Origin of the sequence: Acidithiobacillus sulfurivorans (genome assembly GCF_018853815.1) — a bacterium.
GTDB classification, from domain to species: Bacteria; Pseudomonadota; Gammaproteobacteria; order Acidithiobacillales; family Acidithiobacillaceae; genus Acidithiobacillus; species Acidithiobacillus sulfurivorans.
Map to the genome: position 1 here is coordinate 60403 of NZ_JAAOMP010000088.1, position 13987 is coordinate 74389.

At 56.3% G+C, this 13987-nt stretch carries 6 protein-coding genes and 1 pseudogene; 3 read left to right on the plus strand and 4 right to left on the minus strand.

Features of this window, described 5'->3' with window-relative positions; genetic code table 11:
- Positions 1-19: 19 nt before the first annotated feature.
- The 3 genes and pseudogenes from HAP95_RS08115 to HAP95_RS08125 all read right to left on the minus strand — a co-directional run bounded on the left by HAP95_RS08115 (position 20) and on the right by HAP95_RS08125 (position 6267).
- Complete coding sequence (locus tag HAP95_RS08115; protein ID WP_215883761.1) at positions 20-2947, minus strand: site-specific DNA-methyltransferase; 2928 nt, start codon at positions 2945-2947, stop codon at positions 20-22.
- A 10-nt stretch (positions 2948-2957) separates the two neighbouring features.
- Entirely contained in the window at positions 2958-3110 is a 153-nt protein-coding gene (locus HAP95_RS08120) for an addiction module protein (protein WP_215883762.1), read from the minus strand.
- 61 nt (positions 3111-3171) lie between these two features.
- Positions 3172-6267, minus strand: a pseudogene (locus HAP95_RS08125) (BPTD_3080 family restriction endonuclease).
- A 344-nt stretch (positions 6268-6611) separates the two neighbouring features.
- Between HAP95_RS08125 and atzF the strand changes: the two are divergent.
- The 3 genes from atzF to HAP95_RS08145 are packed head-to-tail and all read left to right on the plus strand — an operon-like array spanning position 6612 to position 12741.
- On the plus strand, positions 6612-8432 hold the full coding sequence (gene atzF, locus HAP95_RS08135; protein WP_215883765.1) for an allophanate hydrolase: 1821 nt from the start codon (positions 6612-6614) through the stop codon (positions 8430-8432).
- Positions 8425-12033 (plus strand): urea carboxylase, encoded by a 3609-nt coding sequence (gene uca, locus HAP95_RS08140; protein WP_215883766.1) that lies wholly within the window; start codon positions 8425-8427, stop codon positions 12031-12033. The genes atzF and uca overlap by 8 nt, the downstream gene beginning before the upstream one ends.
- Before the next feature lie 3 nt (positions 12034-12036).
- The gene (locus HAP95_RS08145) at positions 12037-12741 is read left to right on the plus strand and encodes a GntR family transcriptional regulator (RefSeq protein ID WP_215883767.1); all 705 of its coding nucleotides are present in this window, start codon (positions 12037-12039) and stop codon (positions 12739-12741) included.
- Between the two features lie 165 nt (positions 12742-12906).
- Here HAP95_RS08145 and HAP95_RS08150 read toward each other — a convergent pair.
- The coding region (locus HAP95_RS08150; RefSeq protein WP_215883768.1) for an IS701 family transposase at positions 12907-13987 on the minus strand (1081 nt) is incomplete at its 5' end.

Below are 13987 nucleotides of genomic sequence, written 5' to 3' on the forward strand. Positions count from 1 at the left end.
TAGATAACTTAATACCGCCTTAATTCACTCTAAACACCTTCATCACCTCATCCCCCAGATGATTTATGACCTTCACCGCGATCCGCCCTGTCGCGGGCTTGTCAAAAGGCCGGGAGGTGTCGCTATTCAGCGTTGCCCAGGCTTCTGCGTCTATCTCCGCTTTCAGGGTGGTTTTCAGCGATTTGTAGGGGTCGTTGGCGCCGAGGAAGTAGGCTTGGCGGACGAAGAAGCTTTCTTCGTTGTAGTCGGTGTCGATGAACCAGCAGGCGATGCCGTCGGGGCCGTCGCTGTGGACTTCGCCGCTGTTGGGGTGGAAGACGTCAACGCCGTTGACTCTGACACGGATCTGGCCGCCTTCGGCGTCGAGGATGTCGATGTCGGGTTCGCCGAAGATGACGAAAAGGTTGCCTTTGCCAGTGTTCTTGAGGTCGTTGGCCATGTGCAGGTCGGCGTTCATGCGCGCCTTGAGGACGGGGACGCGACCGAGTTTGTCGAACTCGCTGGCGTGGGCGTCGTAGTTGAAGGCGCAAGCGATGAGCACGTCGAATCCGGCGTCGGCGGCTTCTCGGGCGGCGGCGACCAGATCGGGCCGGGAGACGGTGCCGAATTCGGGGCCGATGAAAATGGCGGCGCGGCGCTCGGTGCCGCCCCCATCCGGTCCGGTGGGTTCCAAATAGCGGCCATCGGCGCAGACCAGTTCGCCCGGCCAGGGGGACAGTGCGGTGAAGTTGATCTTGCCGTCCTTGTGGGCCTGCTGCACTCCGGCGGTTTTAAGGTTTTCGAGAATGATCTGGGCGAAGTCGCGTTCCTCGCCGTAGCCCGAACCCTGATCGCCGACTTTGCTGGCGTTGGGGTCGATGAGTTCGTCGTTTTCGTCCACGCCCAGCACGCGGTGGGGGGAGAGACTTTCGACGGTGAAGGGACCGGCGACGCGGACCTTTTTCTTGTCCTCATAGGGCTTGTCGTAGAGATACTCAAAGTCGGCCTTGGCGGCGATGGAGGCATCTATGGCTTGTTGGCGGGTGATGCGGGCCTGCCAAAACCCGGCGAGGGGCGCATGGGTGCTGACGGGCCAGTCGGCGGGGGCGTCGCGGGGGACTTCCCAGTCGAGCAGAGCGCTGGCGCTGACGGTCTTGCCGCAGGGCAGGGTGACGTTGCGGCCTTCCGGCGCGTCGAAATGCAGGAACTGGTCCTGCCGTCCGCCGCTGGGGATTTTGTAGGGCGTTTTATGGCCTTTTAGTGCGGTGTTCAGAGCTGCCAAGGCGTCGCTGACGGCGGGCTGCCACTGCTCCCAGATGACGTCGATCTCGGCGTTGTTGGCGATGGACTTGAGGGTGATGTGAGGCACCCGCTCACAGACAAAGCAATGGCGGATGCTGCCGTAAGTGGGCTTGCCGGAGGGGAAGCTACGGGTGACTTCCGCCTCCTTCTGCTGTCCTTCCGGGCTGTCGGCGAGGAGATAGTAGGGGTAGCGGGCGCCCATGATGCGGGCGCGGGCCAGTGCCAGGGCGACGCGTGAGGTGTCGAGGGTGATCCAGCGGCGGCCCCATTGTTCGGCGACATAGGCGGTGGTGCCTGAGCCGCAGGTGGGGTCGAGGACTAGGTCGCCGGGGTCAGTGGCCATCAACAAGCAGCGCTCAACAACCTTGGTTCCGGTTTGAACGACATATATCTTTGGGTCAGAACGGCTTTGAACAGCGCCACTAATGTCCGCCCACAAATTACCAGTTGTTCCATAGCCAAAGTCGTTTTGGGATCTCCGATAATTCAGCTTTCCGTTTTTGGTTACTTGAAAACGATCAGCCTTTCCAAGACGAACAAGTCCCGACTCTTTGGTTTTGAAGGTGCCATTCCCTGGAGTGAAATCTTTTTCAAACCATCGAAATTTGGTTACGTCCCCTTCCCCTGCGGGGCGTGAACTGGTTATGTTGTCCATGCGAAACAGCGAGCCATCAAAATATTCAGATGTGTAACGGCCTTCCGAATCCTCGCTTCGTCCAGTGTATAGTGTGTGTGCCTTAGCTTGATCTCTGCACTTTGCAAACCAGAGTACGAAATCACAAGTTGAACCGAGCAAACTGTTTCCCTCGCTAGTCGTCTTACGGACGGTGATCTGACTGACGAAATTTATGTCCCCAAACACCTCATCCATCACCGCCCTTACCCGGTGCACATTCTCATCCCCAATCTGCACAAAGATTGACCCGGAATCCGTCAACAAATCCCGCGCCACCGTCAGTCGGTCTCGCAGGTAAGTCAGATAGGAGTGGATGCCGTCCCTCCAGGTGTCGCGAAACGCCTTGACCTGTTCCGGCTCGCGGGTGATGTGGTCGGTGTTGCCATCCTTGACGTCGCGGCTGGTAGTGGACCACTGGAAATTGCTGTTGAATTTGATGCCGTAGGGCGGATCGAAATAAATGCACTGCACTTGGCCGCGCAGGCCTTCGCGCTCGGCCAGGCTGGCCATGACCTGCAGGCTGTCGCCGAGGATCATGCGATTGGCCCAGTGGGCGTCGTGCTGGTAGAACTCGGTCTTGGCGTTGGCGTCGGGCAGACCGTTGAAGTCGGCGAAGAGGTCGATCTGCTGGCCGTCCTCCTGCCCCGCCGCGCCCGGTGCCGGGTTCCGCGCCTGAAAGCGCCGGAGGTCGTCGATGAGGACTTTGGGGTGGACCTTTTCCTGAATGTAGAGGGGCGGCGCCTGCACCACGAGGCTGGACCAGTCCTGCCGATCCTTGCCGCGCCAGATGAGCTGGGGGTCGAGGTCGGGGTTGCGGCTGCGCTTTTCGTCCTCTAGCCCGGCGGCCTTCCTGGGGTACTCCACCTGCACCGGCTGTTGCTCGTCCTGCCGCATCACCGCCTGATATTCGGCCGTGGGGATGTTCTTGCGCGTCGCCTCGTCGTGGGTGAGGGTTTCGATAGTCAGGGATGGTTTAGGGCTTTTGGCCATGTTTTACTCTTTAGCAGATGCGTTTGCGGATATTCGCTTTGGCCGTATCCCAAGCCGAAAAGTGGTCAGATCCCTGGCGTAGGGCATTTTCCCGTTGGACCAGTATTTCGCCGTGCCAGACGGGAGAGGGAATGTTTTCGGTTGCTGACAGAGAATGTCCCACAAAGACTCCATCATCTGAAGTTTTTCATTGACAGTGAGTTCACTCAACTGGGGTAAGGCGGTCATGGCATCGCTCCTGATTGGTGGGAATCCACCACGCTGGCAATCGTTCGATCAAAGAATAACGCAATCTGACGGACAAAATCTTCCTGCATCAGCCAGACATCCGTAAACTCGGCGAAGGCCCAGCGGCCGTGGCTGCCGAGGTTGTTCACGCCGGGCACCCAGTAGGTGTCCATGGTGGCTTTTTTGTCCTTGGCGTCTTCGCCACGATAACCCTTGATCTCGACAATGAGATTCAGCAGGTCCTCATCGCCATGGCCGTCGTCCACCCGCACGATGAAGTCGGGACGGTAAATGCGGGATTCAGAGCCGTAGCGGTAAGGCACTTCAAAGCCGAGGTTGTGGTTTTTCACGTAGGCGCGCACGCGGGGGTGGGCTTCCACCACGCGGCAGAACTCCCCTTCCCAGTCGCTGTCGAGAATGACCCAGTTAAGGTGGCACTTGGGCGGCGGGCCGCTGGTGTCCCAGCGTTCGGTCTTGGAGGTGTTAAAGTTGACGTAGGTAGTGCTGCCGCTGGGGTTGTAAGGGTCAAGCACGACGTGGATATGGCGCTGTGCCGTTTCGGAATGGTCCGTGAGCATAGCGCGATTGATAGCGGTGATGATGCGGCTGGCGGCCATGTCGGCCAGCATCTTGTATTTGAGTTGCGCCGGATAAGTGCCGCCCTTGCAGGTCAAATAACCATCGAGCCATTGCCGGGCAATGCGCTTGAGCTGGCCGAAAAGGTAGAGTTTCGGTTCACCGTCTTTGTCGCGGAACTCATTGAGCAGCAGGTAAGAGGTCAGTTCATAGACCACCTGTGAAGGGCGCACGTCGCCGGTGTGGACGAGGTTGAGGTCCACTGTTTCGCCGATGATGCCGGAGTTGCGGGTCTCGGTGGCGCCGACCAAATCGGGCGTGAGTTCCAGGACCGAGTCGGCATCGAAGCGCGCCGCGAGCGGCGTTTCCGGTAGCTCGACGCGGTAACCCTGTACTCGCGGAAAGCGGATTTCCAGGGCATCGCGCTCGGGTCGCACGGCTTTGACGTGAATGGTTTCGCGGGGTGGTTGCGGCGGCGCCACCACCGGTTTGGCGGTGAAGTCGAAGGGAATGCCCAGCACATCGGCATACTCGACGTTGAACAGCCCTTCCTCATTCAGATCGTAGGACTGGCGCCGCAAAGCGCGACCGATGACCTGCTCGCAGAGCAACTGGGTGCCGAAGGCGCGTACCCCCAGCACATGGGTGACGGTGTTGGCGTCCCAGCCCTCGGTCAGCATGGATACGGAAACCACACAGCGGACGGAGTCGCCCAGTCGGCCCGGCTTGCCGACGGTGTTCATCGCCTCGCGCAACAGTTCCTGATCGCTGATGTTCTGACCTGATTGCAGATCGCCGCTGCGCTCCACCATCTCGCGGCGAAAACGCTCGATTTCATCAGCGGCCATGACGCGGAACTTGTCATCCAGCGCGTCGCCGGATTCCAGTTGTTCGCTGTCGATAAGCAGGGTACGCGGGCGGCCCAGTGCGTTGCCGTGCTCGTCATGATTGCGAAACAGCGGCAGACGGCCTTCCACCAACTGGCTGGAACCGTCTTGCTGCAGCTGCTGGAAACCAGCGATGTAGTCATAGACCAGCTTGGAAGTGGCGGTATTGTTGCAGACGATGATGAAGCAGGGCGGTACGGTAATCTTCGCCTTTTCCCAGAGATCGAAGGTTTTTTCGTAATGCCCATAAAGCGCATCCAGAGCGGTTTGCAGCGGCGTTGGCAGGGATCTTGGGTCCATAAACTGCCCTTTGCCGCGTCCCGGCTTGGGCATCGCCTTGCGGATATGTTCCCAAAGATTACGGAACATGGGCATTTCGCCGCTGGGGATGTTGTCTGCTACGGGTACGCGAGGTAATTTGACGATACCGCATTCAATCGCATCCATGAGAGAGAAGTCACTCATGGTCCAGGGAAAAAGTGTTCCTTCGGCGTAGCCCGAGCCGCTCAGGAAAAAGGGCGTGGCGGAGAGATCAAACACCCGTGCCAGCCCGAGCTTACGCTGCACCGCTTCCAGCCCCGATATTCACAGGCGGGCGGCGACGCTGTTCTCTTCGGCCTCCTTTTTCTCGTCGCCTTTGAAATCGTCGTCCGTCGCGCCGGGTTTCTCGCGGTAGCAGTGGTGGGCCTCGTCATTGATGGCGATAATGTTTTTCAGGCCCATGAGTTCGGGCATGACGCGCTGGAGCATCTGGCCTTCCGTCTCCAGCGTGTTCAGCGCCTCGCCGCCCTGCCCCTGGAGCAGGCGGCGACCGCCTTTGGAGAGTTCCAGTCGTTCGCGCAGCTTGAAGGCATGGTAGTTGGTGATAACAATGCGGGCGCGTTCCAGATCAGCCAGCATATCGCCCGGCACCAGTTCGCGGCTGGCGTAGTAACTGTCGGGATCGTTGGGTTGCAACACGCGCAGGCGGTCTTTGATGGTGATGCCGGGCGCGACGATGAGAAAACCACGGGTGAATTTTTTGCTGTTGGGGTGTCGCACCGCGTTGACGGTCTGCCAGGCAATGAGCATGGCCATCACCGTGGTTTTGCCGGCACCGGTGGCTAACTTGAGAGCTAATCGCAGAAGACCTGGGTTGGCATCCTGGCTGGCGTTGTTCAGCTGATCTAAAAAAAGCTGGGCGGCTTTGCCCATTTGTGGTGCCACTTCAGTCAGCCAAATGGCGGTTTCAACCGCTTCGATCTGGCAGAAGAAGGGGCGAATACTGCTGAAAGCATGGTGTCGCCAGTATTGTAGTAGCCTTGCTGTCTCTGGCGTCACACGCCAGTCTGATGAATGAGGTATGTTGCGCCATTTCTCTACCTCAGAACGTACTGCGTTTATGAGCGCCGTATTGTTATATTGCTGTTCTTCAGTCGATAGCCCTTGGCCTTGATCCAGCAGAAGATTAGCTTGTTTGCCTGCCCCTTTTTGCTTGCGTGGGCGAGGAATAGGGCTGATGAACTCGGCTTTACGTCGATCTTCGACAATAAGCTGGGTTGGTTGTCCTTGCTCATCCAACTCCCAGTGACGACGCGGATATGCATAGGGAGAATTGAGAATGGGTTTTTGAAAGAAAGCATTATCCATAATTATAAACTTGTCTGCAGCGGCCGAGCATTGTGTTATTTATAGCTTATAATGGCCTTGCTGGCGACCTGCAGCATCGAAATCCGCGTACGGCATAAGCATTTTCATGTAAAGCAGTAAGAAATTTGCACGTCAATAGTGCGATATGCACAGCAATGGTGCAATGTGACCTCTTTAGTTTTTTGCCAGTCAGCTGTATCTGGTTCAATGTAAATTGTTTTAAATAACCTTAAAATCAAAGAGATAATTAAATAAAAGAGCATTCTTTTACCTGAATCGCCCACAACCTTCACATCTGGCACAGTCATTGCTGATGAGCTCTTGTATACCAGACGGAGCACCAGATGCGAAACCTCAATCAATCCTGTATTACCCTCTCAGCATGGCGCGATCTTTTTCGCGCTGACTTCCAGAAAGGTGCCGAGCAGCTCAGACAACATGTTGCGGGCCTGGATGCGTCAGAATCGGTCTGGATCAGCTTGATTAGTCCAGAAGTGCTTGAAACTGAACTGGCACGGATTGCCACTTTACCGGTCGATGCACCATTAAGGGGCGTCCCCTTTGCGGTCAAAGACAATATCGATGTCGCAGCCTGGCCAACCACTGCCGCTTGCCGCGAGTTTACTTATACGGCATCAGCAGATGCGGGCGTCATTGAGCGCTTGCGCGCCGCCGGTGCCATTGTTATCGGTAAAACTAACCTGGATCAGTTTGCGACGGGGTTGGTGGGTACCCGCTCACCCTGGGGGCCAGTAGCCAATGCCTTTAATCCCCAGTATGTCTCCGGTGGCTCCAGCTCCGGTTCTGCTGTTGCTGTCGCTAAAGGCTATGTCGCTTTTGCCCTGGGGACAGATACGGCGGGGTCGGGGCGTGTCCCGGCGGGTTTTAATAATCTCATCGGCGTGAAACCCACCCGAGGGCGCTTGAGTACCCGGGGTGTAGTACCGGCATGCGCTTCTCTGGATTGCGTCAGTATTCTTGCTATGACCATTGACGATGCTACAGCGGTTCTTCATACCGCCACGGGGTATGATGCCAGTGACATCTGGTCTCGACCAACTCCTGCTTCTTCTGCAGTCTCCCCCCAGGTTTTTGGGATACCCGACCAAACCGAGTGGCATGGAGATCAGTCTCAAGCCGATGCCTGGCAGGTTGCGCTGGAAAAAGCGCGTGCAGCTGGACTGCAGCTGGTACCACTGGATTTTAGCCCTTTGTATGAACTGGCATCTCTGCTCTATTCGGGACCATGGGTCGCGGAGCGCACGGTTGCCGTGGGTGACTTTATTGACCAGCATCCAGGCGTCGCCAATCCCGTTGTTGAGGGCATTATTCGGGGAGGGGCGCACTTCAGTGCCGTAGATACTTTCAAGGCCCAGTATCAGCGCCAGAGGCTGCTGCGCAAAATAGCGGCTATTTTTGCGCAAGTCGATGCGCTGCTGGTCCCGACAGCGCCGACCTTCCCGACGCTTGCCGAGGTGGAAGCTGATCCCGTCGGGAAAAATGCGCAGCTGGGCCGCTACACCAATTTCGTGAATCTCGCGGATTTGTGTGCACTGGCGCTTCCGGCAGGATTCCGTGCGGATGGCTTACCTTTCGGCATCACCCTCATCGCTCCGGCTTTTCAGGATGAAGCGTTGCTGGCTTTTGCCAGGCAGTGGCAGGACCTCATGCCCTGGAAACTGGGCATCTCGGATATTCCCGCCCCCATCAGTGAGCAGATGGGGGCAGCAAAAACTCAAGACGGAGCCATTACTGTGGCAGTCGTGGGTGCCCACCTGCGCGGCCAACCGTTCAATCACCAATTGCTCAGTCTGGGAGCCACTTTTCTGGAGAGCACGTATACCGCAGCCAATTATCGTCTCTTTGCCCTGAAAGACAGCGTTCCGCCCAAACCGGGACTGATGCGTTGCGATCAGGCCGTCAGAGAGGCGGGGATCGAAGTGGAGTTATGGTCCCTGAGCGACACGGGACTGGGGCAGTTCATGCGCGGAATACCGGCACCTCTGGGGATTGGGACCATTACCCTTCGCGATGGACGCAGCGTGAAGGGTTTCATCTGTGAAGGCATCGCCCAGAACGATGCAAAAGACATCACCCATCTGGGTGGCTGGCGGGCTTATCTCAGTACCCTCCCTGCAAACAACAAAGAGCTTGACCATGGTTGACCTGTTTCGAAAGGTGTTGATTGCCAACCGGGGCGAGATTGCCGTACGCATACAACGAACCCTGCGCAAACTGGATATTGCCAGTGTCGCGGTGTATTCCGATGCCGACCGACACGCCCGCCATGTGCTGGACGCGGATATCGCTGTGGGTCTGGGCGGTAATACGCCCGCAGAAAGTTATCTCCAGGCCGATCGTATTCTCAATATTGCGTTACGTACAGGTGCGGAAGCGATCATTCCCGGCTACGGATTCCTGAGCGAAAACGCAGCATTCGCCGAAAGCTGTGAACAGGCGGGCATCGCTTTTGTGGGGCCGACACCGCAGCAGATTCGTCAGTTTGGCCTCAAGCATACCGCCCGCGAAATCGCCATCAAGGCGGGTGTGCCTCTGGCACCCGGAACGGAATTGCTGCGCGATATTGAACAGGCCTGCCAGGAAGCAGAACGCATTACCTATCCGGTCATGCTGAAAAGTACCGCCGGAGGCGGGGGTATTGGCCTGACCCGTTGTGCGGATGAAGCGTCACTGCGCCAGGCCTTTGAATCTGTGCAGCGACTGGGACAAAATTTCTTTGCCAATTCCGGGGTGTTTTTAGAGCGATTTGTATCGCAGGCACGCCATGTGGAAGTCCAGATTTTTGGTGATGGACTGGGCAAAGTGTTGGCTTTGGGAGATCGCGATTGTTCTTTGCAACGTCGCAATCAGAAAGTCATAGAAGAAACGCCTGCACCAGATTTACCTGCTGCAACGCGTGAGGCTTTGTTTGTCGCAGCCGAACGTTTAGGACAAAGCGTCGCCTACCGCAGTGCGGGTACCGTGGAGTTTATGTACGAAGCGGAACGGGATGCGTTCTACTTTCTGGAGGTGAATACCCGCTTACAAGTGGAACATCCCATCACCGAAATGGTGACCGGGATAGACTTGATCGAATGGATGCTCCTGACAGCTGCAGGGCATCCGCCGGTATTGGATCACCGTCCCGAGGCTCAGGGGGTAGCCATTGAAGCCCGCCTTTATGCGGAAGATCCCCTCAAGGATTTTCAGCCGTCGCCCGGCACATTAACCGAAGTGGTTTTTCCGGAAGATCCCCGTGTCGATAGCTATGTAGAAAGTGGTTCCGAAATTTCCAGTTTCTATGACCCGATGATTGCCAAAATCATTGTGCATGGACAGAACCGGCAACAGGCCGTAGCCAAGTTGCAAAATGCCCTGACACAAACGCGGATCGCCGGCATTGTCAGCAATCTGGATTATTTGCGGCAAATATCGCGGGCGCCCTTGTTGGTCGATGCGCAATTATCGACCACCGCGCTGAGCACCTTTACTTTTCATCCCCGGGTAGCGGAAATACTGGACGGTGGTACTTACAGCACCATTCAGGATATCCCCGGCCGGGTCGGGTACTGGCACATTGGGGTGCCTCCCTCCGGTCCCATGGATGATTATGCTTTCGCATTGGCCAACCGTCTGTTAGGCAATCCGGCAGATGCCGCTGGAATGGAATGCACGCTGGTAGGGGCAAAAATCCGTTTTCATGAAGAGACGCACATCGCGTTGACGGGTGCGAATCTGAACGCCACCCTGGACGGTCAGGCCATAAAATCCTGGCAGAGCATTGCCGTGCGCGCCGGACAAATTCTGGATATGGGGCGCATGACGGAGGGTTGTCGTGCGTACCTGGCGGTTGCGGGTGGGTTTGATGTGCCGGCCTATCTCGGCAGTCGGAGCACCTTTGCCTTGGGCCAGTTTGGTGGACATGGTGGCAGACCCCTCCGCAGTGGTGATCTGCTGCCCCTCGGCGTATCGACAGCCACTGCACCTACGGCGGCTTCGATTCCGGCAGAATTGATCCCCAGCTTCACAGGCCACTGGACTATTGGGGTACTGTATGGTCCGCATGGCGCGCCGGATTTTTTTCAGCCGGAATTCATCCAGCAGTTTTTTGCAACCGACTGGGAAGTGCATTACAACTCCAATCGTCTCGGCATTCGCCTAATCGGCCCGCGCCCAACATGGGCCCGATCTGACGGTGGGGAGGCTGGACTGCATCCTTCCAATATTCACGATACGGAATATGCGATTGGCGCCATCAATTTTACCGGTGATATGCCGGTGATTTTGGGGAAGGACGGGCCAAGTTTAGGCGGTTTCGTTTGTCCTGCCACCATTGCCAAGGCCGAGCTGTGGAAAGTGGGTCAACTCAAACCGAGTGATCGCATCCGTTTTGTTCCCCTGGATTTTGACACGGCCCTGCGTCTGGAACAGCTTCAGGAAAATGCCATTCAGACCATGGCTTCGCCAGCGGGATTTCCTCTGCTAAACCCGCCGGCTTGTGCCTCTGGTGAGGCGATACTGGGCCGCCATCAGGCACAGCCAGAATCTCCGACCGTCGTTTATCGCCAGGCCGGTGATCATTATGTATTGCTTGAGTATGGTGATAACGTGCTGGATTTGCGTCTGCGCTTTCGGGTGCATGCCTTGATGGAGGCGCTGAACGCTCGCAACGAACCCGGGATTGAGGAGCTTTCGCCGGGCGTACGTTCTCTACAAATCCGCTATGACAGTCAGGTCATCCCTCAGCCGCAGTTGATTGCCGTTTTGCAGGAAACCGAAAATCGCCTGCCATCCATTCAGAGTATGCAGGTACCGGGTCGCATCGTGCATCTGCCATTGGCTTTTGAAGATAGGGCGACCCTGGAGGCGGTCAGTCGTTATCGTCAATCCGTACGCGATACCGCACCCTGGTTACCCAATAATGTGGAATTCATTCGCCGCATGAACGGGCTGGATTCGGTGCAAGACGTGGTGGATGCCATTTATGACGCCTCGTATCTGGTACTGGGTCTGGGGGACGTTTACCTCGGCGCACCCTGCGCTGTACCTATTGATCCACGCCACCGTTTGCGGACTTCCAAATATAATCCGGCACGCACATTTACGGCGGAAGGTACGGTAGGAATAGGCGGCGTGTACATGTGCATTTATGGCATGGATTCTCCAGGTGGGTATCAACTGGTGGGCCGCACCTTGCCCATCTGGAATACTTATTTGCGCAACCCACAATTTGCCGAGGGCAAGCCCTGGCTACTCCGGTTTTTTGATCAGGTGCGCTTCTATCCGGTGAGCGAAGACGAGCTCACCCAGCATAGAGAGGCATTTCGTTATGGGACTTACCAGATAAGCATTGAAGAGACCGTTTTTGATCTAGGCGCTTACGAGCAATTTCTGGCAGATAACGCGTCAGAGATTGCCCATTTTCAGTCCCGGCAGGATGAGGCGTTTGCGGCAGAGGTGACCCTGTGGTCAGAACAGGATCTGCAAATGGAAGAGGTGACCGGGGTCTCTCAAGACCAAACCCGGGAACTGGATGAATTTGAAACCCCGGTACCTGCCGATATGACCAGTAGCGTCTGGAAATATCTGGTAGAACCGGGCATTTCCGTCCAGGCCGGAGAACCACTGGTTATTCTGGAAGCCATGAAAATGGAGTTCACCATTCATGCCCCTTGTTCCGGTGTGGTCAGCACACATTGTTGTAAAACCGGAGAGCTCGTGAGTTATGGCGTGCCACTACTCATTCTGGATACCCGGGAGCACTAACCCATGAATAAAAAAGCGCCCATACCGTTAGATATCGCTTCTAATCGCGCAGATGAAACTTATCTGCGATTAAAAGACGAGCTTTTTAATTTTTATCTTTTACCGGGCGATTATTTTAGTGAAAACGAAATTGCCGCGCGGATGGAAGTGAGCCGCACACCGGTTCGTGAAGCACTGTTCCGGCTGCAACGGGAAGGCTATGTGCGCGTTATGCCCAGAGTGGGCTGGCAAGTACGCCCGCTCGATTTTGATAAATTTGATCAACTGTATGAAATACGGATTCTTTTAGAAGAGTCTTCGCTGCAACGCTTGGTACGCAAAGAAAATATCTCGAACATAAAAATGCTCATGACCACTTGGTGCTGTTTACCTGATGAACGAGAAAGTGATGCCAAAGCCGTCTGGTTGCAGGATGAACAATTTCATGCCGGCTTGGTCGAGGCCGGTGGCAACGCAGAGATGTCACGCATTCATCAGGACGTGATGGAGCGTTTGCGGATTATTCGTCGCCTGGATTTTACGAAAGCTCAGAGAGTAAACGCTACCTACGAAGAACATGCGGCGATCCTGGAGCAAATTCAGCGGGGCCGGATCAGTGAAGCGCAACGACTATTAAGATCGCACATAGAAGCCAGCCGGTTGGAAGTGCATAAAATTACGTTGAGCATGCTGTATGAGGCAAGGCTAGAAAAAAACAGGGCGTATTGAACAGGTGTGTATTAAAAAAACAGTACCAATATTTTTTTCTTTTTAATTCATCAATAAGGAGATGTCGGTTAGCTCTATATAGACAAACTGAAGTTTAGACATTCAGCTTCCTCGCCTGTCTCAGTGAGTGGCGATATGATGCAGTAAATTTTGGGTAGAAGTGCGTCAGGCGGCCTTTTTGCGGGGTGGGTCATCGGTATCGGCCCAAAAGTCAGGATTTGGGCACTGGAATTTCCCGGACTTTGGATCATAGCCCCTCCAGAAGGGAACCCGCAGAAAATGCAGATGGAGCCATTGCGCCATGAGTCCTGCGGTGACGGGCGTAGCGATACGCCAAGGTGCTATGGCGGTCATGGGAAAGTCCTCGGTGACCGTTTCCGCGAGGAGCTGCACCATGGACCAGGCGATGCAACGAATTTGCATCCAGCGTTCGAGAACAGCGCGCCTTTGCTGCCAAAGGTTATTGATGCCCCACCAGCGTTTCAGGTTATGGAAGAGGGATTCGATCTGCCAACGGTTACCATAGAGGGTGACGATTTCGGGGGCGGTCAGATCGGTTTCGGAAGCGAGATAAAGGCGTGTGGGCGACCATCGATGGTGTTTTGCATCGTGGATAGCGCTCCAGACGGCCCGGACGGGATGGCCGTTGAGGAAGCGTGCCTGGGCGACGATGGATTGAAGACGGACTTTCTGCCATTTCCCATAAACAAACAGGGTGAGGATTTCCGTGGGGAGTGTGGCGATGGCTTCCGGGGTCAGTTTGTCCCCATATTTTCGGGGTCGCCCCCGTTGCGCTTTGGCGGGTTTGGGCGGAGGCTGCCGATACAGTGCGGTATCATGGCGCACCTGGCCGATGAACTGGCCGCGCTGACGCAGCAGGGGCAAGAGCAGGCGGCGGCGCATGAACCAGGCATCGGTGAGCAAGCGGACGGGTACGGGGATGTGGGGTATAAAGGCCCGCAGTAATGCCCCGGCGATTTTCAGCTTGTGGGTATTACCGGTGCGGGGCACGAGGCGCAAGCGAATGGGAAAGGAAAGGGCTTTGCCGGAACGGCTCCGCAGGGTCAACGCCAGCCCTACCCAGTTTTGGGCGAGGACATAACGGGGGCGGTTGTGCTTATGGCTGTGATCGAAGTGGATGGTCGCGCCCGGGGCCTTGGTAGAGTGTCGCAGGACCAGCGTATCGTCGATGATCAACTCGACGATCGGCAGCGGCGGCAAAACGGACAGGAGCCAACGGACTTGA